This is a genomic window from Streptomyces armeniacus (assembly GCF_003355155.1).
GTDB lineage: Bacteria > Actinomycetota > Actinomycetes > Streptomycetales > Streptomycetaceae > Streptomyces > Streptomyces armeniacus.
In genome coordinates this window covers 3837336-3862312 of the sequence record NZ_CP031320.1, presented here as the reverse complement: position 1 = coordinate 3862312, position 24977 = coordinate 3837336, and the positions used below count along the sequence as shown (strand labels likewise).

Annotated in this window: 23 protein-coding genes; 4 read left to right on the top strand and 19 right to left on the bottom strand. The window is 71.2% G+C overall.

The window, feature by feature from the left end; genetic code table 11:
- Positions 1-7: 7 nt before the first annotated feature.
- The 12 genes from DVA86_RS16645 to DVA86_RS16590 all read right to left on the bottom strand — a co-directional run bounded on the left by DVA86_RS16645 (position 8) and on the right by DVA86_RS16590 (position 9150).
- Entirely contained in the window at positions 8-742 is a 735-nt protein-coding gene (locus DVA86_RS16645) for a GAF and ANTAR domain-containing protein (protein ID WP_208879298.1), read from the bottom strand.
- A 73-nt stretch (positions 743-815) separates the two neighbouring features.
- The gene (locus DVA86_RS16640; protein ID WP_245996669.1) at positions 816-2222 is read right to left on the bottom strand and encodes an NADP-dependent succinic semialdehyde dehydrogenase; all 1407 of its coding nucleotides are present in this window, start codon (positions 2220-2222) and stop codon (positions 816-818) included.
- A gap of 39 nt (positions 2223-2261) precedes the next feature.
- Positions 2262-2471, bottom strand: a complete 210-nt coding sequence (locus tag DVA86_RS16635) for a hypothetical protein (RefSeq protein WP_208879297.1) — start codon at positions 2469-2471, stop codon at positions 2262-2264.
- A gap of 59 nt (positions 2472-2530) precedes the next feature.
- The gene (locus tag DVA86_RS16630; RefSeq protein WP_245996665.1) at positions 2531-5020 is read right to left on the bottom strand and encodes a phosphoketolase family protein; all 2490 of its coding nucleotides are present in this window, start codon (positions 5018-5020) and stop codon (positions 2531-2533) included.
- Positions 5021-5217: 197 nt separating this feature from the next.
- Complete coding sequence (locus tag DVA86_RS16625; RefSeq protein WP_208879296.1) at positions 5218-5646, bottom strand: gas vesicle protein K; 429 nt, start codon at positions 5644-5646, stop codon at positions 5218-5220.
- Between the two features lie 23 nt (positions 5647-5669).
- Entirely contained in the window at positions 5670-5882 is a 213-nt protein-coding gene (locus DVA86_RS16620; RefSeq protein ID WP_245996662.1) for a gas vesicle protein, read from the bottom strand.
- Positions 5872-6843: a GvpL/GvpF family gas vesicle protein gene (locus DVA86_RS16615; protein ID WP_208879295.1), complete on the bottom strand. Its 972-nt coding sequence runs from the start codon at positions 6841-6843 to the stop codon at positions 5872-5874. Before DVA86_RS16615 ends, DVA86_RS16620 begins: the two co-directional genes overlap by 11 nt.
- 7 nt (positions 6844-6850) lie before the next feature.
- Entirely contained in the window at positions 6851-7186 is a 336-nt protein-coding gene (gvpJ, locus tag DVA86_RS16610) for a gas vesicle protein (protein WP_208884775.1), read from the bottom strand.
- Positions 7187-7230: 44 nt separating this feature from the next.
- The gene (locus DVA86_RS16605) at positions 7231-7470 is read right to left on the bottom strand and encodes a gas vesicle protein GvpG (protein WP_208879293.1); all 240 of its coding nucleotides are present in this window, start codon (positions 7468-7470) and stop codon (positions 7231-7233) included.
- 20 nt (positions 7471-7490) lie between these two features.
- The gene (locus tag DVA86_RS16600) at positions 7491-8204 is read right to left on the bottom strand and encodes a GvpL/GvpF family gas vesicle protein (RefSeq protein WP_208879292.1); all 714 of its coding nucleotides are present in this window, start codon (positions 8202-8204) and stop codon (positions 7491-7493) included.
- 3 nt (positions 8205-8207) lie between these two features.
- Positions 8208-8669, bottom strand: a complete 462-nt coding sequence (locus DVA86_RS16595) for a gas vesicle structural protein GvpA (protein ID WP_208879291.1) — start codon at positions 8667-8669, stop codon at positions 8208-8210.
- Positions 8670-8817: 148 nt separating this feature from the next.
- Positions 8818-9150, bottom strand: coding sequence for a gas vesicle protein GvpO (locus tag DVA86_RS16590; protein ID WP_208879289.1), 333 nt, complete (start codon positions 9148-9150; stop codon positions 8818-8820).
- Between the two features lie 385 nt (positions 9151-9535).
- On the opposite strand from DVA86_RS16590, the gene DVA86_RS16585 reads away from it, so the two are divergent.
- Together DVA86_RS16585 and DVA86_RS16580 are read left to right on the top strand one after the other, a co-directional pair.
- Positions 9536-9979, top strand: coding sequence for a hypothetical protein (locus DVA86_RS16585; protein WP_208879287.1), 444 nt, complete (start codon positions 9536-9538; stop codon positions 9977-9979).
- A gap of 64 nt (positions 9980-10043) precedes the next feature.
- Complete coding sequence (locus DVA86_RS16580; protein ID WP_208879286.1) at positions 10044-10940, top strand: aminoglycoside phosphotransferase family protein; 897 nt, start codon at positions 10044-10046, stop codon at positions 10938-10940.
- Between the two features lie 771 nt (positions 10941-11711).
- Here DVA86_RS16580 and DVA86_RS16575 read toward each other — a convergent pair.
- The 5 genes from DVA86_RS16575 to DVA86_RS16555 all read right to left on the bottom strand — a co-directional run bounded on the left by DVA86_RS16575 (position 11712) and on the right by DVA86_RS16555 (position 17773).
- Positions 11712-12653, bottom strand: a complete 942-nt coding sequence (locus tag DVA86_RS16575) for an ABC transporter permease (RefSeq protein ID WP_245997650.1) — start codon at positions 12651-12653, stop codon at positions 11712-11714.
- Positions 12654-12826: 173 nt separating this feature from the next.
- The gene (locus DVA86_RS16570) at positions 12827-13792 is read right to left on the bottom strand and encodes an ABC transporter permease (protein WP_208879284.1); all 966 of its coding nucleotides are present in this window, start codon (positions 13790-13792) and stop codon (positions 12827-12829) included.
- The gene (locus tag DVA86_RS16565; RefSeq protein ID WP_208879282.1) at positions 13785-15428 is read right to left on the bottom strand and encodes a sugar ABC transporter ATP-binding protein; all 1644 of its coding nucleotides are present in this window, start codon (positions 15426-15428) and stop codon (positions 13785-13787) included. The genes DVA86_RS16570 and DVA86_RS16565 overlap by 8 nt, the downstream gene beginning before the upstream one ends.
- Before the next feature lie 14 nt (positions 15429-15442).
- Positions 15443-16531: an ABC transporter substrate-binding protein gene (locus DVA86_RS16560; protein ID WP_208879280.1), complete on the bottom strand. Its 1089-nt coding sequence runs from the start codon at positions 16529-16531 to the stop codon at positions 15443-15445.
- Positions 16532-16726: 195 nt separating this feature from the next.
- A complete protein-coding gene (locus DVA86_RS16555) occupies positions 16727-17773 on the bottom strand; it encodes a LacI family DNA-binding transcriptional regulator (protein ID WP_208879278.1) in 1047 nt (348 codons plus the stop codon).
- Between the two features lie 23 nt (positions 17774-17796).
- Between DVA86_RS16555 and DVA86_RS16550 the strand changes: the two genes are divergently transcribed.
- Both DVA86_RS16550 and DVA86_RS16545 read left to right on the top strand, forming a co-directional pair.
- Complete coding sequence (locus tag DVA86_RS16550) at positions 17797-20532, top strand: PA14 domain-containing protein (protein WP_208879277.1); 2736 nt, start codon at positions 17797-17799, stop codon at positions 20530-20532.
- 199 nt (positions 20533-20731) lie between these two features.
- Positions 20732-23188, top strand: a complete 2457-nt coding sequence (locus DVA86_RS16545; RefSeq protein WP_208879275.1) for an RICIN domain-containing protein — start codon at positions 20732-20734, stop codon at positions 23186-23188.
- 226 nt (positions 23189-23414) lie between these two features.
- On the opposite strand, the gene DVA86_RS16540 is transcribed toward DVA86_RS16545, so the two are convergent.
- On the bottom strand, positions 23415-23963 hold the full coding sequence (locus DVA86_RS16540; protein WP_208879274.1) for a hypothetical protein: 549 nt from the start codon (positions 23961-23963) through the stop codon (positions 23415-23417).
- A 295-nt stretch (positions 23964-24258) separates the two neighbouring features.
- Positions 24259-24954, bottom strand: coding sequence for a hypothetical protein (locus DVA86_RS16535; protein ID WP_208879273.1), 696 nt, complete (start codon positions 24952-24954; stop codon positions 24259-24261).
- Positions 24955-24977 lie beyond the last annotated feature (23 nt).

The window sequence follows — 24977 nt, the reverse complement described above, 5'->3', positions numbered from 1 at the left end:
CCGGTCGTCAGTCCCCGCCGTCGCCCGCGTGCTGCGGCGGGAGGTCGCCCGGCGAGACCCGCTTCTCCACGACCATGGCCGCGATGTGGCGGAGCTTGACGTTCATGTGCTGGGACGCCTGCACCAGCATCTGGAACGCCTGCGGCGACGTCACGCCGTAGCGCTCCATCAGCAGGCCGGTCGCCTCTCCGATCGTCTGGCGGCTTTCGATGGCCGCGCTCAGTGAATCCACGAGCGCGGCCTGTGACATTGCCAGCGCCGCGTGCGCGCTGTAAATGACCGCCGCGTGAATGGCGGACTCGTCGAAGGCCCCGGGCGTTTCCGCGTAGAGGTTCAGCGAGCCCAGGGTGCCGCGTTCGCCCAGCAACTGGCAGGTGACCATGGAACGTACACCCAGTTTCGCGGTGCGCCGCGCGAATCGCGGCCAGCGCTGCTCGGCGAGCATATCGGGGACGATGAGAACCGGCTCGTCCGTGACGTTCTCCAGGCTCGGCCCCTGGTTCTCCTCGAACTGCGCCCGGTCGATTTCCAGCACCCGTGGATCGCTGTACGCCGGGCTCTCCAGCCGCTTGCCGCGCCGCTGCACGGTCACCCCGGCGTGATCGGCGCCGTGTACGACCGTCGGAGCCAGCTCCACGACCTGTTGCAGGGTCTGCTGCTTTGTGGCTTCCCGGTCCAGCTTCCGTGCCATCGACGCGAATACAGCCGCGAGTTCCGTTTCCGCGTGCTGCGCCACCGCCACCCCACCGTCCTCCCGGATCAAGCCCCCGCGCGGTCATCGTACTGGCGGCCGACCGGAAGGAGACGCCGACGGGTCAGGGTGTGGCCGATTCGCCCTGCCAGACGGTCGTGGCATTGCAGAACTCGCGTATTCCGTGTCCGGCCAGTTCCCGACCGTAACCGGACCGCTTCACGCCGCCGAACGGGAATCCGGGGTGGGAGGCCGTCATCCCGTTGAAATAGACGCCGCCGGCCTCCAGGTCGCGTACGCAGCGCCGCCGCTCCTCCGCGTCCTCGGTCCACACGTTCGAACTCAGCCCGAACGGCGTGTCGTTGGCCGTACGGATCGCCTCGTCCAGGTCCGCGACCGGGTACAGCGTGGCGACCGGGCCGAACGCCTCCTCGTGGTGGATGCGCATGTCCGGGGTGACGCCCGCGAGCACCGTCGGCTCGTAGTACCAGCCGTCGGTCAGCCCCCGCGGCCGTCCGCCGCCGCACAGCACGGCGGCACCGTGCGCGCGAGCGTCGTCCACCAGCTCCTCGAGGCTGCGCCTGCCCTGCTCGCTGGAGAGCGGCCCCACATCGGTGCCCTCGTCCGTCGGGTCGCCCACGGTCAGCGCGGACATCCGCGCGACGAAGTCCCGTACGAACGGTTCGTACACCTCCGCGTGCACGATGAACCGCTTGGCGGCGATACAGGACTGGCCGTTGCTCTGCACCCGCGCGGTCACCCCGACGCGGGCGGCGCGTTCCAGGTCGGCGGAGGGCAGCACGAGGTACGGGTCGCTGCCGCCGAGTTCGAGCACCGTCTTCTTCACGGTGTCGCCCGCGGTGGAGGCGACGGCGCGGCCCGCCGGTTCGCTGCCGGTCAGCGTCGCGGCGGCGATCCGCTCGTCCCGGAGGACCGCGTCGACCTCGGACGAGCCGATCAGCAGAGTCTGGAAGCAGCCCTCGGGGAAGCCCGCGCGGCGGAACAGCTCCTCGATGTAGAGCGCGGTCTGCGGCACGTTCGACGCGTGCTTGAGCAGGCCGACGTTCCCGGCCATCAGCGCCGGGGCGGCGAACCGGACGACCTGCCACAGCGGGAAGTTCCAGGGCATGACGGCGAGTACGGGGCCCAGCGGGCGGTAGCGCACCAGGACCGAGACCGCGCCCGAGTCCGCCACGTCGGCCTCCGCGGGGTGCTCGTCGGCCAGCAGGCCCTCGGCGTGCTCGGCGTACCAGCGCATGGCCTTGACGCACTTGGCGGTCTCCGCGCGGGACGCGGCCAGCGTCTTGCCCATCTCCAGCGTGATGGTGCGCGCCACGTCCTCCTGCTCCTCCTCCAGCAGCCGGGCCGCTGTCAGCAGCAGCTTCTTACGGTGCGTGAAGGACGTCGTACGGTGCTCGTGGTACGCGTCCACCGCCGCCGAAAGCCGCTCGGCCACCTCCTCGGCGCTGAACGGGGCGAAGGTCTTGACCGTCTCCCCCGTGGCCGGATTGACGGTTGCGATCGTCGACACGGAAACTCCTCCTCGCGCCGGCGGCGCCGGGCCGGTCCGCTACCAGACCGTCTCGTCGCCGCCGCGCCACTCGATCACCTCGGGGTCGTCCAGGTGCAGCGCGTCCTCGGGGAGCCCGGCGCGGCGCAGGAACTCGTACACGTCGGTGACGCCGTAGGCCAGGCCGAGGATGCGGCCGTACGCCGTGACGCGGCGCCCGCCGCTCTGCGTCGGCGGGTGCACCACGACCGGGGGGCGGCGTGCAGCCATACCTCCAGGCTGCGGCAGCCCGACGGCCCCCGCACCTCGGGCGGCACAGGCCACATCCCTCAGCCCCCGTCCGTCCCGCGCGGCGTCCAGCGCCAGTCCGCGACCTCCGGCAGGTCGTTCCCGTGCTCGCGGATCCAGTCGTGGTGCCGCAGCCGTACGTCCTCCATGCGCTGCCGTACGGCGCCCGCCCGTACGGCCAGCCCCGGCACGCGGTCGATGACGTCCATGACCAGCCGGTAGCGGTCCAGGTCGTTCCGCACCACCATGTCGAAGGGCGTCGTGGTGGTGCCGATCTCCTTGTAGCCGCGGACGTGCAGGTGCGCGTGGCCGGTACGGCGGTAGGCGAGGCGGTGGATCAGCCACGGGTAGCCGTGGTACGCGAAGATCACCGGCCGGTCGGCGGTGAACAGCGCGTCGAACTCCGCGCCCGGCATCCCGTGCGGATGCTCCTCGCGCGGCAGCAGCCGGGCCAGGTCGACGACGTTCACGACCCGTACGGACAGCTCCGGCAGGTGCTCCCGCAGCAGCGCCGCCGCGGCCAGCACCTCCTGTGTGGGCACGTCGCCGGCGGCGGCGAGCACCACGTCGGGTTCGCCGGTGCCGTCATCGGTGCCCGCCCACTCCCAGATGCCGGCGCCGCGCGCGCAGTGCGCGCGTGCCTGCTCCAGGGTCAGCCAGTCGAAGCAGGGCTGCTTGCCGGCGACGATCACGTTGACGTAGTCGCGGCTGCGCAGGGCGTGGTCCGCCACCGACAGCAGGGTGTTGGCGTCGGGCGGCAGATAGACCCGTACGACCTCGGGCGCCTTGTTCAGGACGTGGTCGACGAAGCCGGGGTCCTGGTGCGAGAAGCCGTTGTGGTCCTGGCGCCACACGTGGGAGGTGAGCAGGTAGTTGAGGGAGGCGATCGGCCGCCGCCAGGGCAGCTCGCGGGTCACGCGCAGCCACTTGATGTGCTGGTTCACCATCGAGTCGACGATGTGCGCGAACGCCTCGTAGCAGGAGAACAGGCCGTGCCTGCCGGTGAGCAGGTAGCCCTCCAGCCAGCCCTGGCAGGTGTGTTCGGACAGTGTCTCCATGACGCGGCCGTGCCGGTCCAGATGCTCGTCCGTGTCGAGTGTGCGGTCCTGCCACGCCTTGCCGGTCGCCTCGTAGACGTCCTGCAGCCGGTTGGACTCGGTCTCGTCCGGGCCGACGATCCGGAAGTCCCGGCGCTCGGCCGTGTCCGCCATCAGCCGCGCCAGCATGCCGCCGAGCACGCGGGTCGGCTCGTGCGAGCCGGCGCCCGGCCGCCCGTCCGGGAGCTCGGCGGCGTACGGCTCCAGCGGCGGCATCGGCAGGTCGCGCAGCAGCAGCCCGCCGTTGGCGTGCGGGTTCGCGCCGAGCCGCCGCGCGCCGGCCGGCACGGGGGCGAGCACTCGCGGGCGTGGGGCGCCGTCCGTGCCGAACAGCTCCGCGGGCCGGTAGGAGCGAATCCACTCCTCCAACTGCCGCAGGTGGTCCGCGTTCTCGCGGACGGCGGGCAGCGGCACCTGGTGCGCGCGCCAGGTGTCCTCGACGGGCTGCCCGTCCACCTGCCGCGGGCCGGTCCAGCCCTTGGGCGTACGCAGCACGATCATCGGCCACCGAGGGCGGCGGGTCTCGCCCTCCGTACGGGCCTCGCGCTGGATCAGCGCGATGCGGTCCAGCGCGCCGTCCAGCGCGTGCGCGAGGGCGCGGTGGACGGTCATCGGGTCGTCGCCGGAGACGGTGACCGGCTCGTGGCCGCAGCCGCGCAGGAACGCGTCGAGCTCGGGCTCGGGGAGGCGGGCGAGGACCGTGGGGTTGGCGATCTTGTACCCGTTGAGGTGCAGCACGGGCAGCACGGCGCCGTCGTGTACGGGATCGAGGAACTTGTTCGCGTGCCAGGACGCGGCCAGCGGCCCCGTCTCGGCCTCGCCATCGCCGATGACGCAGACGGAGAGCAGGCCGGGGTTGTCCAGGGCGGCGCCGTACGCGTGCGACAGCGAGTAGCCGAGCTCGCCGCCCTCGTGCAGGGAGCCGGGCGTCTCGGGCGCCACGTGGCTGGGCACGCCGCCCGGGAAGGAGAACTGCCGGAACAGCCGTGCCATGCCCGCGGCGTCACGGGTGACGTCCGGGTACGTCTCGCTGTAGCTGCCCTCCAGCCACGAGTTGGCGAGGACGGCGGGACCGCCGTGGCCGGGGCCCCAGAAGCAGACGGCGTCCAGGTCGCGGACCGTGATCGCCCGGTTGAGGTGCGTGTACACGAGGTTCAGGCCCGGTGAGGTGCCCCAGTGGCCGAGCAGCCGCGGCTTGATGTGCTCGGGCCGCAGGGGCTCGGCCAGCAGGGGGTTGTCCAGCAGGTAGATCTGACCGACCGAGAGGTAGTTGGCCGCCCGCCAGTGCGCGTCGAGGGCCGCCAGCGTCTCGTCGTTCAGCTCGCCGATCGCGGCGGTCCCGGCAGGCGCGGCGGTCCCGGCGGACGACGCGGGGGCGGCTACGTGTGCGGCGGCCGCGGGTGCGGAGGGTGCGGCGGCTGGCATGTCACGCATGAGGGCCTCTCTGCTCGGGACTGGGCACGCGGGGTCGCGCGGGCACGCGTGGCCCGGGGTCGCGGGCGCGTCCTGGGAGTCGCTCGGTCGTGTCGTCGTCACCAGCGTCCCCCGGTGAGCGGCGGCCCGCCATTCGCCGGGGGCACCCGCATGGCGCGTGCCCGCACGGCGCGTACGGCGGACGGGCGCGCGGCGGGTCAGCGGGGCGGCAGGAGGGTGCCGAGCGGGCCCAGGTCCAGGTTCAGGTCTTCGGGGCGCAGGCCGTGCTGCTCGCACAGCTCCGCCATGCGCTCCTGGAGCGTCATCAGCGTCATCCCGACGCGTTCCTCCTGCTCTTCCGTCAGGTCACCCTCGTCGACGCGGTGCAGCGCCGTACGCTCCATCAGCTGCCGCAGCAGCTCCACGAGGGTGAGCACGAGCTTCATCAGGTCGCGCTCCACGCTGTCCGGGTCGGTGCGCAGGCGCTGCGCGGGTCCGGACGCGGCGTGTCCGCCGGGGCGGCGCCCGCCGGGGCCGCCGGGGCCGGCCGGCAGCAGGTCGAACGCGCGGGCTGCGGCCTGCGCCACCTCGCCGATACGGGCGGACGGCGCGGGTGCCGCGGACGCCGCGGGTGTCGCCGTTGTCACGGGGTGCCTCCTTCCGGCGCGGGTCACCAGACGACCGGGCTGTCCGCCGTGACCGAGCGGATCACGGCACGCAGGTCGATGTGCACGAGATCGACGTCGGCCACGGACAGCACCACGTCACCGGTCAGCACCGCGCCGCCGTTGAGCAGCCGGTCCAGCAGGTCGATCAGGGCCACCTGGCGCCCGGCCAGGTCAGGCTCACCGTCGAAGCCCCGCAGCAGCACGTCATCCCGCACGGCCGGCCTCCTCCTCGGTGCCGGCGCCGGGGCTGGGGCTGGGGCCGGCCGGCGCCCGTACGGGTGTCGCGAAGGAGTACGGCGCCCACGGCCCCGTCACCTCGATCCGCACCCCCCGCAGGCCGGCGTCCGCCTCCTCGACGGCGGCCCGGAACGCCTCGGAGCGGTCGAGCGACACCAGGAACGCCTCGTTCGCGACGTTCTGGCCCGCGTCCCCGGCGAGTTCGCCCTGCTGCGGCCGGTGCGTCACCCGGTCCTCCGCGTGCGCGGCCGCGGCGGCGAGTGCCCGCCGTACGCCCTCGCGCGCGGCGCGGAAAGCGTCGTCACGCGAGTTCAGCTGCTCCCTGCGCTGCCGCAGGTACGCGCGCCCGGGGCGCTCGGCGCGGTCCGTACCGTCGGTACCGTCGGTACGGGCTCCGCCGTCGGGCGTCTCCGGGTGCGAGTGGTCGGCGGAGGACGACGAGTCGGCCTCCGGGTCCGCGTACACCTTCACGCCCCACTCCACCCGCCCGTCCAGCCGGTTCAGCCGGTCGCGCAGCTCCGGTCCGGCGCCGCGCAGCATCGCGGCCACGCGCGCGTCGTCGAGGTAGACGGTCGCCAGCCGCAGTGGCAGCACGGTGGTCTGCCGGGCGAGCGCGTCCACCACCGAGTGGTGCGCGCGGGCCAGCTCCTCCAGTTCGCCCAGGTCCTCCAGCCGGGCCCGGAGCGCGTCCTCGCCGTACTCCGCCTCCGGCACGCCGCACACCACGGCGGCCAGCCCGTCGGCGTCGACCGTACGCAGCGGCGCCCCGCCCATGCCCGTGACCGGGCCCAGTGCGATCTCCAGCTCGGGGAGCGCGCGGCCGACGGCGTACGCGTAGCTCAACCGCCCCTGGTCCGGGGCCTGTTCGCGCGTCGGCGTCGGTACGGGCGCGGGCGCGGGTGCGGCTGCCTGCGTCTGCGTCTGTTCGTGGCTGCTCATCCGTGCGTCACCTCCCTTGCGGTTCCCGTGCCGCGCGCAGCTCGGCGATCTCCGCGCGCAGCCGCTCGTTCTCCTCGGTCAGCGACGGCCGGTCCCCGCCGTCGCGTTCCCGCAGCGGCGGGCGTGCCCGGGACGACAGCGACGGGTCGTGCTCCCACCAGTCGATGCCCATCTCCTTCGCCTTGTCGACGGAGGCCACGAGCAGCCGCAGCTTGATCGTCAGCAGCTCGATGTCGAGCAGGTTGATCTGGATGTCCCCGGCGATGACCACGCCCTTGTCGAGCACCCTCTCCAGGATGTCGGCGAGGTTCGCCGAGGACCCTCCCTGGCCGTACGGGGCCATGCCCCGCGCCGGGGACGGGCCCGTACGGTGTGCGACGGATTCGGTCACGGGCGGTGCGCCTCCAACCACTCCAGCTGGTCGAGCAGTTCGTCCTCGCGGCGGTCGAACTCGTCCGCGTCGATACGGCCGTCCACCAGCGCCTGTTCCAGCTCCCGCAGTTCACGCAGTACGGGGGCCGGGTCGTAGTACTCCTCCTCGGCGGCCGCGACCACCTGGTCGAGCACCCACGCGGCACCCCGCACGGGAGCCGCGGGCAGGGTGAGGAGCTGCGTGATCAGTCCCATGGCTGCCCTCCGCCGAGCCTTCAGACAAAGCTGTACGGGGGCAGGGGACCGTGCAGCTTCACCTCGTACTCGTCGCCGCGCCGCGCCGCCTCCGCGCGTACCGTCTCCGTGAACTCCCCGGCCCGCGCCCGTTCCACCAGGAACGACGCGTTGAGGAAGTCCTGTTCGACGGGCGGCGTCTCTGCGTGCAGCACGGCCGCCGGTGCGACCCGTTCCACGAGCGCCACGGCCTCGTCGCCCTTGCGGCGTTCGACCTCGCGCGTGACCAGTTCGCCCAGCGCGATGCGGTCGTCGTGCGCGGTCGGGTTCTGCCGGGTGCGCTCGTTCAGCTGCCGGATCTCCTCCGACTCGCCGACGATCTCGCGCAGCAGACCGTCCTCGTCGCGGGAGACCTTGAGGTTGTACTCCACGCAGCCGTCGACCCGTTGGAGCTGCCCGGTGTATCCGTCGGCGTTCTCCGCGAGCGCCGACGCCACGGACGGTTCGTCCTCCGCGACGAGCCCGAAGCGCATCGGGAGCACGGCGCCGTCCGCCATCAGGCGCTCCAGTACGCCGTGGTGGGCGGCCAGGTCGCGGCGCTTGGCGCGCAGTTCCGCGGGGGCGTCGCTCACCACGGCCTTCAGCGGTCCGCTGGCCAGCGTACGCAGCTCCGCGGGCGGTTCACCGACCCCGTTCAGCCCGTCGAGGCGGACCGGGTGGTCCTGTGCCACGATCGCGTAGACGTAGACACCCATGCCCTACGCCTCCTCCGTCTCCTTGCGGCGGGCCGTACGGCTCGTGCCGGACGAGGACTTGGCGGTACGCCGCTTCTGCGACTCCTCTTCCGGTTCCTCGCCCCGGCCCTTCCCGAGGGAGTCGGTGAACGCCTCGACGGCGCCGCTCAGCGCGCCCTTCGACTTGCCCTTGGCGCCGCTCTCGGTCAGCTCCCCGGGCAGGTCCGTGATCTTGCTGGGGGCCTTGTCGAACGCCTCCAGGTCGAGCCGGTTGCAGGCCTCGGCGAAGCGCAGGTACGTGTCGACGCTGGCGACGACGATGCGCACGTCGACCTTGAGTATCTCGATGCCGACGAGGGACACACGGGCGAACACGTCGATCACCAGCCCGCGGTCCAGGATGAGTTCCAGTACGTCGTAGAGCGTGCCGGAGCCGGACCGTCCGGTCGCGGGCGGTGCGCTCGGCTGCTGCGTTGTCACTGTCATGGCGCGGCTCTCCTTCCGTCAGCGCGTGCCGCGCTGCTGAAGTCCGCATGCGTGTGGGAACGGGTTTCTGCGCTTTCTGCGCTTTCTGCGGTTTCTGCGGTTTCTGCGGTTTCTGCGGTTTCTGCGGTTTCTGCGGTTGACGGTGCGGCTAACGGCGGCCGTTCTCGCGGTCGAGCTGGCCGCGCGCGTACCGGCGGATCCGCTCGTAGCCGAGCAGCCGCCCCGCGTGGTCGAGGTTCACCCGGTAACTCGCCATCACACTGGTGGTGTCGGGGATCCGCTCGATCTCCACGACCTCGACGTGCGCCGTCCAGCCGTCGTCATCCGGTTTGAGTGCGGAGACCGAGTCGGGCGCCCGGCCCAGGAGCTGGGCCAGCTGCTCCGCGGCGGCCCGCAGGGCCTCGGGCGCGGAGGCGCGCTCGTGCGCGCCGCCAGGTCCGCCAGCGCCGGCCGTTTCGCCGGCCGTGGCGTCGGTGCCCATACGGTCCTCCTTCCGCCCGGCCACGTATCCGCTGTCGTTCCGCCTTCCGGAGAAGGGGACGCCGCGCCGTGTACCCGTACGGGCCGGATGAACACATCGGGGCCACCGGTGTCTTCGGACGGGCGGGCTCGTACGCCTCAGGCACGGGCGCCGCTGTCAGTCCCGGTGTCAGTCCCGGGTGGAAGGATCACCACATGGTGATGTGCGACTATTTCTCGGCCCCCGATGACGACACGGCTGTCCGCGTTGACGCCGCGCCGTGTACCCGTACGGGCCGGATGAACACATCGGGGCCACCGGTGTCTTCGGACGGGCGGGCTCGTACGCCTCAGGCACGGGCGCCGCTGTCAGTCCCGGTGTCAGTCCCGGGTGGAAGGATCACCACATGGTGATGTGCGACTATTTCTCGGCCCCCGATGACGACACGGCTGTCCGCGTTCTTGACGAACCCGGCGGCCCGGACACCGAGAGCTTCGACGTGGTGTCGCTCAAGGGGCTCGATCCGGTCGTTCTGATGCCTCAGCTCGAAGCGATCCTGACCGGCTGCACGTATGACGAGGCATCCGAGCGTCCCCGCTCCGGACAGCTGCTCTCCTCCCCCGAGGCCGAGGCGTTCGTCGTCAGCGTGTCCGACACCTTGCAGGAGGCGCTGGCCTCGGCGACGCCCGCCTCCCTCGCCGAGGCCGCCGGGCCGTGGTCCGAGACCGATGAGCTCCGGGAGTACGGAGTCACCGCCGAGACCGCGACCGGCGTGCTGGACGTTCTCTCGGGCCTGGCCGGTCGCGCACGCTCGGCGGGATGCCGCCTGTACTGCCGGTGGGCCCTGTGACCGCGAGATGTTCCGGTGGGCCGGAGCCGCTCCCCTGCCGCCTCGCTCGGTAGCGTGGCCCGGTATGACCGACACCGAGATCGAGATCACCGCAGACCTGGTCCGCGACCTGCTGCGGGAGCAGCATCCAGACCTTGCGGGTCTGGCCGTTCGCGAGGTGGCGGGCGGCTGGGGCAACCAAATGTGGCGCCTGGGAGACGAGTTGGCCGTGCGCATGCAGCGCATGGACCCCACCCCGGAGCTCCAGCTCAAGGAGCGGCGGTGGCTGCCCGAGCTGGCCCCGCGCCTGCCGCTCCCGGTACCGACCCCGGTGCGGTTCGGCGAACCGTCCGAGCGCTTCCCCAAGCACTGGACCGTGATGACATGGGTTTCCGGCGAGCCGCTGGACCACGGCTCGATCAGCCGCGGCGCCCACGCGGCCGACACCCTGGCGGGCTTCCTGCGGGCGCTCCATGTGGAGGCGCCCGCCGAGGCGCCGATCGCGGCGGACCGCGGCGGCCATCCCGTGAACTGCACGGACGGCTTCGAGGAGTTCTTCCGGGCCGTTGTCCCCGACGACATCGCTGCCGGCGTCCGGTCCGTCTGGGACGACGCCGTCGCGGCTCACGCGTGGGAGGGCCCGCCGGTGTGGGTGCACGGCGATCTCCATCCCGCGAACGTCGTCGTCTCGGACGGAACGCTCGCGGGCATCGTCGACTTCGGTGACCTGTCCGCCGGGGACCCGGCGTGGGACCTCGCCGCCGCATGGGTGTTGCTGCCCGCGGGCACGGCCTCGCGGTTCTTCGACACGTACGCACACGCGGACGAGGCGGCGATCCGGCGGGCCCGCGGGCTGGCCGCCATGAAGTGCCTCTTCCTGATGCTCATGGGACAGAACGGAGACCGTGGCCTCCCCGGCGGCAAGCCGAACTGGGGGCCCCCGGGTCGGGCGGCCCTCGACCGTGTTCTGCAGGGCGTCTGACGCCCGCCCGCGGGACCGGTCCCGGGCACTCGTCCTAGCATCGGCCAACGGTCAGCAGCTGCATGCAGCACCCCACGACCGGAGTGGCCTCAATGGGAGTCAAGTGCCTCGCGTGCAACCGACGGTCCGGGCCCAGTTCGCGTAAGCCCGGCCGCCACTACAGATGCAGGGTGTGCTGGAGATACCTGCGCGACCAGCAAGAAGAAGAGGCCGCACGGGAGCGGCTGCCCAAGGTGATGCGGGCGTGGCTGACCGGTGCCCCGCCGTGCCAGGTGAGAACTCAGCACGGGCGACTCGACTCAGCAGATCCGGCATACAGGACCGACCTCATCAGTGTCCTCACCGTGGATGATGCTGTCGGCGACCTCGGTGGCGCGGTCAATGGGGCGCCCCTCAATCATTCGTGTCCGGACAGGCTGGCCAACGGCGTGCCGAGGGGTCTGCGAGCAGAGTTCGACTTCGTGCACCTCAGGTTCGTGAACCTCGAGCCCAGACTACCGAAGGGCTACTCGGACGTGCTGATGCGCGAACGGAGTTACTATCCGGCCCCGGGTTCGGAGCCGGAGATGACCTTCTACGCCGGCAGCGTTTTCCGGAGTCCTGGCGGCGATGTGGTCGTGCGTTGGCGCAAGCTCGCTCACTGGCCTCCGGGATGGGCGAAACACCCGGCCCCGCTGGGGAGTTGACAGGCGGGGTATGGGGTGGGGCAACGCCGTGAAACGGCCCGGAAGCAGCGCCGGACGAAACCTGCGCAGACCATGAAAGACACGCTCAGAGCATCTGGCGGCGCTTGCCCAGCCAGGTCTGGGCGACGATGACCACGACCAGGAACGCGCCGCTGACCACCTGCTGGTAGGCCGAGTCGAGCGAGCCGATCTGGTTGATGACGTTCTGGATCACCTTCAGCAGCAGCACGCCCACCAGCGAGCCGCTGACGAAGCCGAGCCCGCCCGAAAGCAGCGTTCCGCCGATGACGACGGCCGCGATCGCGTCCAGCTCCATCCCGAAGCCGAGGATCGTGACGCCGGACGCCAGCCAGGCCGCGTTGAGGGTGCCCGCGAGGCCGGCGAGCAGACCGGAGAGCACGTAGACGGTGATCTTCGTACGGGCCACGGGCGCGCCCATCAGCGCGGCCGCGTCCTCGTTCCCGCCCACCGCGTACACGTGCTGGCCGAAGCGCGTGCGCCGCAGGACGACGGCGCCCACGACGAACAGCACCACGGTGATCCAGACGGGCGCGCCGATGCCCAGCAGCTTGCCCTGGCCGAGCTTGGCGAAGAAGGCGCCCTTGTCGACGAGGTACGTCTTGGCGCCCTCGTCCGTGACGTTCAGCATGATGCCGCGCGCCCCGAGCATGCTCGCGAGGGTGACGATGAACGGGGCGAGGCCCGCCTTCGCGATCAGCAGCCCGTTGACGAGCCCGATCAGCCCGCAGACCACCAGTGGCAGCAGCAGCGCCACGAGCGTGCCGTACTGCGAGCCCCACGCGGCCAGTACGCCGCCGAGGACGAACACCGAGCCCACGGACAGGTCGATGCCGCCGGTGATGATGACGAAGGTCATGCCGAGGGCGACGACGGCCAGGAACGCCGAGGAGACCGCCATGTTCTCGAAGTTGCCGCCGGTCGCGAAGGAGTCGAAGGACAGCGACGCGATGGCGGTCAGCACGACGAGCGCCACCAGCGCGCCGTGCTGCTGGAACAGCGCGCTCAGCCGCTCGCCGCGGCCGGCGCCCGGCTCGGGCTCGTACGCGGCGGGCGGTGCGGACGCGGCCGCGCCTCCCCCGGCGTTCCCGTCGTCCTTCGTGCCGCCCGTGCCGCCCGTGCCGCCCGTGCCGCCCGTGCCGCCCGTGGCCTTCGTACCGCTCGCGTCCTCCCGTATGAAGGTCACCGCTTGCCCCTTTCCCGCGCCACGTAGACCGCCAGGACGATCACCACGGCCTGGGCGATCTGTGTCCAGGACGGCGGCAGGTCGTGCTTGATGAGGGTGGCCGTGAGCAGCTGGATGAGCACCGCGCCGGCCACCGTGCCGCCGATGCGCACCCGGCCGCCGCTGAGCGGCGTGCCGCCGACGACCACCGCAGTGATGGCGGACAGCTCCATGAGGTCGCCGAGCGCCGTCGGGTCGCTGGCCGACAGCCGCGCGGTGGCCAGGAACCCGGCGATGGCGGCAAGGATGCCGGACAGGACGTAGACGGTGATCAGCACGCGCCGTACGGGCAGGCCTGCCAGCTTGGCCGCCGGGCGGCTGTCGCCGATGGCGAGCAGCTGCCGCCCGAACGTCGTACGCCGCACGGTGAAGCCGACGGCCACGGCGAGCCCGGCGGCGATGTAGACCACGTACGGGATGCCCGCGAAGTCGCCGGAGCCCAGGGACGCCATGGCCGGGTCGTGTACGTCCTTCAGCTGCGGCAGCAGGACGAGCGCGAGCCCCCGGGCGCCGACCATCAACGCCAGTGTGGCCACGATGGGCTGGACCCCGATGAACGCGATCAGCGAGCCGTTGACCAGCCCGACGGCGGCGCCGCCGATGATCACGACGAACAGCGCGACCCAGATCCCGTAGCCCATGTAGAGGGAGAGCAGCGACGTGGAGAGAGCCATGACGGAGCCCACCGACAGGTCGACGCCCTCGGAGCCGATCGCCAGGGCCATGCCGAGGGCGACGATGAGGATGGGCGCGACCTGGATGGCCTGCGTACGGAAGTTCTCGCTGGACACGAAGTGCTCCGTGAACGCGATGTTGAACAGCAGGAGGGCGACGACGCCGCCGTACACGCCGTAGTCCCGCAGCCAGCGCAGGAGTTCGGAGCGGTCGGCGGGCATCGCCTTGCGCAGTGCGACGTCAGCCATGCGCGGTCACCTCCTCGTCGGACGGGTCGGACGGGTCGGACGGGTCGGACGGGTCGGATGGGCCCGACGGGTCACCGGTGCTCTTGTCCGGACCACCCGGCCCGTCCCCCGTCTGCTCCTCCGCGGCCGTGGCCAGCGCCCGCATCAGTTCGTCCTCCGTCACGTCGTCGCCCGACAGTTCGCCGACGACGGAGCCCTCGCGGAGCACCACCACCCGGTCGGAGCCCTCGATCAGCTCCTCGATGTCGGAGCAGACGAGGAGCACGCCGAGGCCGTCGTCGGCAAGTTCGTCGATGAGCTTCTGCACCTCGGCCTTCGCGCCGACGTCGATGCCGCGCGTCGGCTCGTCCAGCAGCAGCACCTTCGGGTGCATGGCCAGCCAGCGGGCGAGCAGCACCTTCTGCTGGTTGCCGCCGGAGAGTTCGCCGACCTTCTGGTGCGGACTGGAGGCCTTGATCCGCAGCCGCTTCACGTACGTGTCCACGACCTCGTCGATACGCGCCTCCGAGACCAGCCCCATCCGGGACATCCGCGGCAGGCACGCGAGTGCGATGTTCTCCCGTACGGACAGGCCCGGCACGATGCCCTCCGACTTGCGGTCCTCGGGCAGCAGGCTGATCCCGGCGCGGATCGCGGCCGGCGTCGAGCCGGACCGCAGCGGTACCCCGGCCACGGTGACCCGGCCCGCGCCGAGCGGCAGCGCGCCGGCGATGGCCTTCGCGGTCTCCGTACGGCCGGAGCCGAGCAGTCCGCCGAGGCCGAGCACCTCGCCCGGGTGGATCTCCAGGGAGACGCCGTGCAGTTCGTGCCTGCGGGTCAGGTTCTCGGCGCTGAGGACCGGTTCGCGCCCGGCCTCGTGCGCGCCGCTGAACCCGGTGACGCCCTCCTTCCGTACGTCGCCCAGCGACCGGCCGAGCATCAGCGACACCAGCTCCACCCGGCCGGTCTCGGCCAGCGGGCCCGTGTGCACGGAACGGCCGTCGCGCAGAACGGTGACCGTGTCGCAGACGGCGTACAGCTCGTCCAGCCGGTGGCTCACGTACACCACCGCGATGCCCTGGTCGCGCAGCCGCCGGATGACGCCGAACAGGGTCTCGACCTCGCGCGGTTCGAGCGAGGACGTCGGCTCGTCCATGATGACGACGCGCGCGTCGACCGAGACGGCGCGGGCCAGCGCGACCATCTGCTGCGCGCCGACGCCCAGCGTGCGCAGGGGCTGCCGGACGTCGACGCGTACGCCGTAGTCCCGCAGGGCGCGGTCCGCCTCCCGGTGCATGCGCGTGAAGTCGATCAGGCCGAACCGGGTGCGGGGCTCGCGTCCGAGGAAGAGGTTGCGGGCAACGCTCATCAGCGGGATGAGGTTGACCTCCTGGTAGATGGTCGAGATGCCGGCGTGCTGCGCGGCGAGTGGGGTGCCGAACGCGGCCGGCTCGCCGAGGTACCGCAGTTCGCCCTCGTCCGGCTGGTGCACGCCCGTGAGGACCTTGATGAGGGTCGACTTGCCGGCGCCGTTCTCGCCGACGAGGGCGTGCACCTCCCCGGCGCGCGCGGTGAACGAGACGTCGTCGAGCGCGAGCACGCCGGGGAAACGCCTGGTGAGCCCGCGCACGGCGAGGACTTCGGGAGGTGACGTCAACGCTGCTCCCCGGTTCAGTACGCCTTGCCGAGGTCGGCCTCGGCGTTGGCCTCGTTGTACGCGCCGTCCTTGATGACGATCTCCTGCCGGACCTCCGAGCCCTTGGTGAACGCGTCGAGGGTCTGGAAGGCGAGGGGACCGAAGCGGGGGTTGGACTCGACGACGCCGTAGATCCACTTGTCGACGATGCGCTGTACGGCGCTCTTCGTGCCGTCGATCGTGACGATCTTGACGTCGCCGGGCTGCTTGCCCGCACCCTTCAGGGCGTTGACGGCGCCGAGGCCCATCTCGTCGTTCTCGGCGTAGATCCCGGTGATCTCCGGCTTGGACTGGATGAGCTGCTCGGTGACGGACTGGCCCTTGCCGCGGGCGAACTCACCGGTCTGCTTGAAGACGACCTTCAGGCCGGGCGCTTTCTCCTTGAGCCGGTCGGTGAAGCCCTTGGTGCGCTCGGTGGTGACGTTGTTGCCCGGGGTGCCCAGGAGGATGGCGATCTCGCCCTTGCCGCCGGTCGCCTTGATCATCTGGTCGGCGGCGCGCTTGCCCTGCTCGGTGAAGTCGGAGCCGATGAAGCTCACGTAGTCCTTGCAGGGCGTCGCGTTGATCTTGCGGTCGATGGTGACGATCGGGATCTTCTTCGCGGCGGCCGACTTGAGGACCGGCTCCCAGCCGTCCGAGTTGAGCGGGGCGATGACGATCAGGTCCGCGCCCTTGGCGATCAGGTCCTGTACGTCGCTGATCTGCTTGGAGAACTTCGACTGGGCGTTGGCCGTCAGCAGCTTCACGCCGCGCTTCTTCGCCTCCGCCTTGATGGAGGCCGTCTCGGCTATCCGGAACGGGTTGGCCTCCTTCTCGGACTGCGAGAAGCCGACGGTGGCGCCCTTGAGGTCGAGCTTCTCGGCGCCGTACGCCTTGGCGGTGCAGGTCTCGGAGCTGCCGCCGTCGGCGACCTCCTGGCCGTTCTGCGCGCTGTCCTTGGCGGAGTCGGCGCCGCTGTCGGCGTCTTCCTCGGACTTGGCGCAACCCGCGGTCAGGGCAAGGCTCGTGGCCAGGCCGACGGCGAGGAGTGTTCTGATGCTGGCGTTACGGGCCTGCGGCTTCATGGGTCCCCCATGTCGACGGGCGGAGCGCGTTGGGGAAGTTTTATATCGTTGGAAGGAGCCTGTAAACAGTCTCGACAGCACGGGACTTGTGGGACTCCCCCGCCGCCCGGCAGCGACCCGTACGGCGCGCGCTCGGTTCCGTACGGGCGCGGACCCGGCAGTACGGGCGCGCTCCCGGCCCCGTACGCACCGAACTCAGTCCCGTACGGGCGTGCCGCCCCGCCCCAGCGTGCTCTCCCGCTGCACCAGTTCGAACCCCGGCTGCAGCTCACGCGAGCCGCGCCCCGGGCCGTCCGCCGCCGCGTCGCCGCCCAGGCTGGCCATCACCGACTCCACCGCGAGCCGCGCGATGGCCTGCTTGTCCGGGGCGATCGTGCTGAGGCTGACGGCACCGAAGCGGCTCTCGGTCACGTCGTCGAAGCCGACGACGGCGATGTCCTCGGGCACCCGCAGCCCCCGCTCGAACATCACCCGCATCGCGCCGATGGCGATCAGGTCGTTGTACGCGAACACCGCGTCCGGCCGCTGCCCGGCGTCCAGCAGCCGCGCCATCGCGGCGGCGCCGTCCTCCCGGCCCCAGCCCTGCGCGAACACCACCATGTCCTCGTCGGCCGCCACCCCGTAGTCCGCGAGCTCCGCCCGCCAGCCCAGCAGCCGCAGGTGGGCGGGCTCGTGGGTGCGGCCCTCGCGGGAGCCGAGGAACGCGATACGCCGCCGCCCGAGGTCGAGCAGGTGGCGTACGGCCGTACGGGCCGCCGCGATGTTGTCGATCGCTATGTGGTCGTACGGCAGGTCGTAGCGGCGCTCGCCGAGCAGCACCAGCGGCGGGTCGTCCGTACGCGAACGCAGGTCCTCCGTCTCCAGCTCGAGCGGGCTGAGGATCAGCCCGTCGATCACGCGGGCCCGGAACCCCTGGCTGACCAGGATCTCCTGCTCCCGCTCGCCGCGCGTGTGGTCGAGCAGCACGGTGTAGTCGTGCTGGGCGGCGACGTCGATGACGGCGCCGGCGAGCTCCGCGAAGTACGGGTTGCCCAGCTCCGGTACGGCCAGCGCGATGATGCCCGTACGGCCTTTGCGCAGGTGACGGGCGGTGAGATTGGGCCGGTAGCCGAGCTCGTCGATGGCGAGCTGGACCCGGGCCCGCATCGCGGGCGTGACGTGCGGATAGTCGTTGACCACGTTGGACACGGTCTTGATGGAGACGCCGGCACGTTCGGCCACGTCCTTGAGGCTGACCTTCAACACTTCCTCCGACGCCGTTTGTCATGTGCCTGGACACAGCGAAGGTGGCGTGCTGTCATGCCAACTGCGCTTGTTTCCAACGTTATACAAGACGATGCGGACAAGCGGCAGGGCAGCAACGACCTGTTCTCTCCGCAGACGGAGGTATCGTGCACCCGCCAACCCCACGTGCCCGACGGCACAGACGCCACTGGATCTCCTGCATCCTCGCCGCTCTGACCCTGATCGCCGTGGCTCCTGGGCAGAGCCAGGGAGCGGACCGGGACGAGCCCGCCGTGGCCCACGGCCTCAAAGGTGAGTACTACACCCACTCCGCCCCCGGCGCCTTCGATTTCCACGAGCTCAAGGCGACCGCGTTCGACCCCTCACTGGACTTCCAGAACCTCGAGCCCCGGCTCCAGGAGCGCACCGGCCAGGCCGACAACGCCAGCGTACGCTGGACCGGCGGGCTGACTCCGGAGAAGTCCGGGGACCACGTCTTCTCCATCATCGGCGACAACGGCTTCCGGCTGTGGGTCGACGGCGAACTCGCCATCGACCACTGGGTGGACGACTGGGAGAAGGAGCAGCACTCCCAGCCGGTCACGCTCGAGGCGGGCAAGACGTACGACATCAAGCTCGAGTTCTTCGAGCACGAGGGCGGCTCCAACCTCCATCTGCGCTGGACCCCGCCCGGCGGCGAGAAGCAGGCGGTCCCGCAGTCCGCGTTCACGCTGCCCGCCGACTTCGACTACGACGGGCCGGTCGCCGCGGCCGTCGCCCCCAGCGGCCGCACCCTCACCATGGACTTCGCGCAGGAACTGGCCGCTCCCCCGCCGTCGTTCGGCGACCACCTCGACACCGTCATCGGCGGCTCGCCGTGGCCGCGCGGCAAGGCCAAGCTCGATCCGGCCGACCCGCGCCGCGTGGTGATCCCGCTGGACGAGCCCGTCGTCGGGCAGGGCGGCACCGCCGAGCTGAAATACGACGGCGAGGGCGGTCTCACCGGCGCCGACGGCGCTCCCGTGGGCGAGTTCTGGACGAGCGGCAGCAACGACTCCGAGCACCAGCTGACGACGCCCTGGGCGAAGGACGTCGACAAGGAGAACCCGCTCCCCGAGTACCCGCGCCCGCAGCTCACCCGCCCCGACTGGCAGAACCTCAACGGCGAGTGGCAGTTCGCCGGCGCCGAGGCCGGGGAGGAGCCCCCGGTCGGCAAGGATCTGGACGAGAAGATCGTCGTGCCGTACCCGGTCGAATCGCAGCTTTCCGGTCTCGAACGGCACGAGGACCGCATGTGGTACAAGCGCGGCTTCAGCGTGCCCGACGGCTGGCAGGTCGGCGACGGCAAGCGGCTCCAGCTGAACTTCGACGCCGTCGACTGGCAGGCCGAGGTGTACGTCAACGGCCAGCGGGTCACCACGCACAAGGGCGGCTACGACCGGTTCAGCGTCGATGTCACCGACGCCCTGAAGGGCACCGGCGAACAGGAGCTGATCGTCGGCGTCTACGACCCGACGGACGCCGAGGACGGCCCGAACCAGCCCGCCGGCAAGCAGCGCCTCGAACCGGGCGGCATCTTCTACACCTCCTCCTCCGGAATCTGGCAGTCCGTGTGGATGGAGCCGGTCGCCGCCGACCGCGCCGAGGACGTCAAGACGACCCCGGACGTGGCCGGAGAGCAGGTCGCCGTCGACGTACGCGGCGTCAAGGACGGCGTGCCCGTCACCGCGGTCGCGTACGACGGCAAGCGCGAGGTCGGCCGGGCGTCCGGCACGACGGGCGGGCAGCTGTCCGTGCCCGTCCCCGACCCGCACCTGTGGTCGCCGGAGGATCCGCACCTGTACGACCTGAAGGTGACCGTCGGCGACGACAAGGTCACCAGCTACTTCGGCATGCGCAGCATCGAGGTCAAGACCATCGACGGCAAGCAGCGCACCGTGCTCAACGGGAAGCCCGTCTTCTCGATGGCCACGCTCGACCAGGGCTTCTGGCCCGAGAGCCTGCACACGCCGCCGACCGACGAGGCGCTCGCGTACGACCTGGAGGCGCACAAGAAGTTCGGCTACAACTCCGTGCGCAAGCACATCAAGGTCGAGTCGGACCGCTGGTTCCACCACGCCGACAAGCTCGGCCTGCTCGTGTGGCAGGACATGCCGTCCATGCCGCGTACGCCCCAGGGCGAGCAGCGCACCCAGTTCGAGCACGAGCTGAAGGAGATGATCCGGCAGCACGACAGCCACCCCTCGGTGATCATGTGGGTGACGTTCAACGAGGGCTGGGGACAGTACGACCAGGCGCGCATCGCCGACTACGCCAAGGAGCTGGACCCCACCCGGCTGGTCAACAACATGTCCGGGCACAACTGCTGCGGCGCCGTTGACGGCGGCAACGGCGACATCTCCGACGCGCACGGCTACCCGAGCGCGCTGCTGCCCGAGCCGGACGGCGAACGGGCCCTGGTCAGCGGCGAGTACGGCGGCCTCGGCCTCGCCATCCCCGGCAACTCGTGGCCGGTCCGGCACACGTACGTCGGCGTCGACCGCGACAAGTACACCGACGAGTACCTGGTCAAGCTCAAGGAGGTCGAGCAACTGGCCGCCTGCAAGGGCAGCAACGGCGCCGTCTACACCCAGATCACCGATCTGGAAGGCGAGTTGAACGGGCTGCTCACGTACGACCGCAGGGTCAACAAGGCCGACACCCCGAAGCTCAGGGCCGCCCACGAGGCCCTGCTCAAGGGCGCGGCCGAGGGCACGCTCACCTGCGACAACCCGTAACCCCCTGACGGGGCCCGCCGGGTCCGCCCTCACGGGGGCGGGCCCGGCACCGTCGGCGCTCCTGCGTACGTCCCGAACGTCCCGTACATCCCCCGTACATCCCCCGTACGTCTCCCGCACCGCCCCCTGCACCGCCCCGCTCGGCCACAGACTCCGTACCTCCCCTCCCTCCATATCCCCGCATCCAGGGAGCGACACCATGTCCATCGACCGACGGCGGTTCCTCCACCGCAGCGCGCTCGCAGCCGGCGCCGCCGCACTCCTCCCGCAGCTCGCCCCGTCCGCGGCGGCGGCGCCCGCGCGCGCCGGCGCGTCGGCGGCAGCGCGTGCGGGCGGCAAGAACCGCCTCGCGCCCGCCGCGTACCGCAAGCTGCCGCTCGGCAGCGTACGGCCGCGCGGCTGGCTCACCGGGCGGCTGCAGCAACTGCTCGACGGCCTCTTCGGCCGCTACGCCGACGTCTCGCACTTCCTCGACTTCGACAACTCCGGCTGGGTACACCCCGACAAGGCCGGCTGGGAAGAGGTCACCTACTGGCTGCGCGGCTACGTCAGCCTCGGCGTCCTCACCGGCGACGAGGCGGCAATCGCCGCCGCGCGCCGCTGGATCGACGCCATCGTGGCCACCGCGCAGCCCGACGGCTTCTTCGGCCCCACCCGGCTGCGTACGGCGCTCAATGGCGGCCCCGACTTCTGGCCGTACCTCCCGCTGCTGCAGGCGCTGCGCAGCCACCAGGAGCACACCGGGGACGAGCGGATCCAGCCGCTCATGCTGAACTTCCTCCGCTACATGAACGCGCAGGGACCCGGCGCGTTCGACTCCAGCTGGGTGTCCAAGCGGTGGGGCGACGGCATGGACGTCGCGTTCTGGCTGCACGAGCGCACCGGCGAGAAGTTCCTGCTGGAACTCGTCGACAAGATGCACAACCACGGCGTCGACTGGGTCGACTGGTCCGATGGTCCTCCCGACCTGCACAACGTCAACATCGCCCAGGGCTTCCGCGAGCCCGCCCAGTACGCGCAGCGCGCGGGCGACGACGAGCTGACCCGCGCCACGTACCGGAACTACACGGCCATCCTGCGCGACTACGGCCAGTTCCCCGGCGGCGGCTTCGCCGGCGACGAGAACTCGCGGCCCGGCTTCGGCGACCCCCGGCAGGGCTTCGAGACGTGCGGCATCGTCGAGTTCATGGCCAGCCACGAGCTGCTGACGCGCCTCACCGGCGACCCCGTGTGGGCCGACCGCTGCGAGGACCTGGCGTTCAACATGCTGCCCGCCGCGACCGACCCGTGGGGCCACGGCACGCACTACATCACCAGCGCCAACAGCGTCGACCTGGACAACGCGCGGAAGACGCAGGGGCAGTTCCAGAACCAGTTCGCGATGCAGTCGTTCCAGCCCGGCGTCGACCAGTACCGCTGCTGCCCGCACAACTACGGCATGGGCTGGCCGTACTTCACCGAGGAGCTGTGGCTCGGCACCCCCGACGGCGGCCTCGCCGCCTCCCTGTACGCGCCCAGCGAGGTCCGTACGGAGGTCGGCGACGGCGTCGCGGTGACCGTCACCGAGGACACCGAGTACCCGTTCAAGGACACCGTCACCCTCACCGTACGCACCGAGTCCTCCGTCGCCTTCCCGCTCCGCCTGCGGATACCCGGCTGGTGCTCCGGGCCCGAACTCGCCGTCAACGGCGAGCCGGTGGCCGCCCCCGACGGGCCCGCGTTCGCCAAAGTGGAACGCACCTGGGCCGACGGCGACAAGGTCACGCTGCGCCTGCCGCAGCGCACGACCGTACGCGAATGGCCCGGCAACCACGGCGCGGTCAGCGTCGACCACGGGCCGCTCACGTACTCGCTGCGGATCGGCGAACGCTACGAGCGCTACGGCGGCACCGACGCCTTCCCCGAGTACGCGGTCCGCGCCACCACCCCCTGGAACTACGCCCTGACCGGCGAAGGTCTCGCCTTCCACGCGGCCTCCGGGCCCCTGGACGGCGACCCGTTCACCCACGACGGCACGCCCGTCCACATCACCGCCGAGGCCCACCGGCTGGCGGAGTGGATCGCCGACGACGAACGGGTCGTCGCACCACTCCAGGACAGCCCGGCCCGGGTGGCGGGCGACGCGGAACCGGAAGAGGTCACCCTGGTCCCGATGGGCGCGGCCCGGCTCCGCATCACGTCCTTCCCCAGGGCCTCCGCGGACGGCAAGGCGTGGACCCCGGAACCGCCGTACCAGCGCCTGCTCAACAAGCACAGCGGCAAGGTCCTCGCCGTAGACGAGATGTCCCTCGCGAACGGCGGCCGCGTCGTCCAGTACGACAACACCGGCACCGGCGACCACGCGTGGCAGCTCCTCGACCAGGGCGACGGCTGGTTCCTGCTCCGCAACGGGCACAGCGGGAAGGTGCTGGGCGTCGACGGCATGTCGACATCGAACAGCGCGCCGATCGTCCAGTACGAGGACAACGGCACGGCGGACCACCTCTGGACCCGCGTGGACGACGCGGACGGCTGGTTCCGTATCCGCAACCGGCACAGCGGGAAGGTGCTGGGCGTCGACGGCATGTCGACATCGAACAGCGCGCAGGTGGTCCAGTTCGACGACACGGGCACGGCGGACCACCTCTGGCGCTTCACCTCGGCCCCTTCGGCCTGATCCCGCCCACGGTCCTTCGCCGGCCCCTCCGCCGAGGAGGGGCCGGCGAGGTGCCGGTGAACCGGCGGCCGCCACCCCATCAAGCCCGTCCGGCAATCGAGGACGGCCACCGGCCACGGCAACGGGCTGGCCGGACGACCAGGCCCATTGCAGCACGTGACCGCCCCGGACCGTCCTCAAACGCCGGACGGGCCAGGGGTGGTGCCGGAGGGACTGGGGTGGTGGCTCATTGGCGTGCGTTGTGGCTTACGGCTCGATTCTTCGCGATGTTCCGTACCTTCCTGGTGACGCCCGACTCGGCCAGCAGGGCGAGTACCGGCGGCGACGTCGACTCCTGGGCAAGGAGACGCTGCATCCAGCGCGTGACTTCTGCCAACTCGCCCGGACTCGGCACGTGACCGTCGTTGACGGACAGGCAGAACACCCAGTCGTGGATACGGCGACGGATGAACTCGCTGTTTCCCGGGTGGAGTCGGTCGGTCTCCGGCAGCAGTCCGGCCGACCACTGCCGGAACTCGGCAGGACCGATCGCCTTCCTCGCAATCCTGTCCACGAGGTCGACCACCGCCGCTTTGGACACCACCTCGATGGGGTCCCGCAGGATCGTGGCCACGATCGCGCCGTCTCGGTCGCGGCTCCGCGAGGAAGCGGTCACCGAGACGACGCGTCCGTAGGCGGACGATCTGACGTGCTCGTCCGCGACGGCTTCGTCGACGTCCACGTCCACGATGCCTGCCTCGGCGAGCAACGCGGCTACGTCGATGCGCAGTGTCATCAGTTCCCCACTTCCCGCAGTGCGGCCTTGGCCACCTCGCGCCGTCCCGTTTCCACCAGATCTACCGGCTGGTTCCCGCCCAATGAGGTGTCCAGCAGGCCGCCGCCCGGTAGCGCTCATGCGCACCGGCCACCCAGTCAAGCCCGTCCGGCGTTTGAGGACGGCCACCAGCCACGCTGGAGGGTTGGCCGGGCGACCGGGGCCAGTGGCAGCACGTGGCCGCTACGGACTGTCCTCAAACGCCGGACGGGCCGGGGGTGGTGCCGGACGGGCTGGGGTGCGCGCGGGGGCGCGGTCAGGGTGTCGGGACGTACCGGCGGGTGGCGGTGGATTGGGACAGGCGGAATAGGGACGCGTCTCGGACGCAGGCCGTCAGCAACCGGTCCGCCGCCCCGTCGTCCAGCTCATCCGGCACCCGGAACCCGCGGAACGCGGCCCGGCCGACGCGTACTTGGAACGTGTGCCTGAGCTCCTCGTCGCCGATGTAGGTCAGCGCTATGCGCCCGGCCCACTCCACCCCGAACTCGAACGGCGCGTGCACGGCCGGGAAGCGGATGTGGTGGTCGGCGACCGAGTCGTGGCCGAGCAGGTAGATGTGGAACGCGAGGTCGTCCTCGTCGTCGAGCCGGGCCACGTCCTCCGGACGGTCCACGCGGAAGGTGCGATCGGGCAGCCCTTCGAAATCCAGCGGCTCGTCCGGGGTGCCCACGACGAATCCCATGGCAGGTGTGATGCCGCAGCGGTGGAAGTTGCGCCAGGCGGTCTTTGACGACTCGAAGCCCGACCCCCACTCGTCGTCATCGCCGTCATCGCCGTCGTCGTCCTCGAGCCCGGGCGGGTCGTCCGCGTCGTAGTCCGCGCTCTCCAGCTCGAAGGTGAACCGCAGGCCGACGTCCGGGTCCAGCCGGCCGCCCCACTCGAACCGGGCAATCCTGTGACCGTCAGGCCACGGGTTCCCCGGGAACCAGATCCGGTCGTCACCTGACGACATGCTCCACATCCTTTCGACATCCA

Coding starts and splice junctions, on each gene's coding strand:
- DVA86_RS16635 (WP_208879297.1), bottom strand. CDS start 2,471: ATGGCTGCACGCCGCCCCCCGGTCGTGGTGCACCCGCCGACGCAGAGC.
- DVA86_RS16630 (WP_245996665.1), bottom strand. CDS start 5,020: ATGCGTGACATGCCAGCCGCCGCACCCTCCGCACCCGCGGCCGCCGCA.
- DVA86_RS16615 (WP_208879295.1), bottom strand. CDS start 6,843: ATGAGCAGCCACGAACAGACGCAGACGCAGGCAGCCGCACCCGCGCCC.
- gvpJ (WP_208884775.1), bottom strand. CDS start 7,186: ATGGCCCCGTACGGCCAGGGAGGGTCCTCGGCGAACCTCGCCGACATC.
- DVA86_RS16605 (WP_208879293.1), bottom strand. CDS start 7,470: ATGGGACTGATCACGCAGCTCCTCACCCTGCCCGCGGCTCCCGTGCGG.
- DVA86_RS16600 (WP_208879292.1), bottom strand. CDS start 8,204: ATGGGTGTCTACGTCTACGCGATCGTGGCACAGGACCACCCGGTCCGC.
- DVA86_RS16595 (WP_208879291.1), bottom strand. CDS start 8,669: ATGACAGTGACAACGCAGCAGCCGAGCGCACCGCCCGCGACCGGACGG.
- DVA86_RS16590 (WP_208879289.1), bottom strand. CDS start 9,150: ATGGGCACCGACGCCACGGCCGGCGAAACGGCCGGCGCTGGCGGACCT.
- DVA86_RS16585 (WP_208879287.1), top strand. CDS start 9,536: ATGGTGATGTGCGACTATTTCTCGGCCCCCGATGACGACACGGCTGTC.
- DVA86_RS16580 (WP_208879286.1), top strand. CDS start 10,044: ATGACCGACACCGAGATCGAGATCACCGCAGACCTGGTCCGCGACCTG.
- DVA86_RS16570 (WP_208879284.1), bottom strand. CDS start 13,792: ATGGCTGACGTCGCACTGCGCAAGGCGATGCCCGCCGACCGCTCCGAA.
- DVA86_RS16560 (WP_208879280.1), bottom strand. CDS start 16,531: ATGAAGCCGCAGGCCCGTAACGCCAGCATCAGAACACTCCTCGCCGTC.
- DVA86_RS16550 (WP_208879277.1), top strand. CDS start 17,797: ATGTGCCTGGACACAGCGAAGGTGGCGTGCTGTCATGCCAACTGCGCT.
- DVA86_RS16545 (WP_208879275.1), top strand. CDS start 20,732: ATGTCCATCGACCGACGGCGGTTCCTCCACCGCAGCGCGCTCGCAGCC.
- DVA86_RS16540 (WP_208879274.1), bottom strand. CDS start 23,963: ATGACACTGCGCATCGACGTAGCCGCGTTGCTCGCCGAGGCAGGCATC.
- DVA86_RS16535 (WP_208879273.1), bottom strand. CDS start 24,954: ATGTCGTCAGGTGACGACCGGATCTGGTTCCCGGGGAACCCGTGGCCT.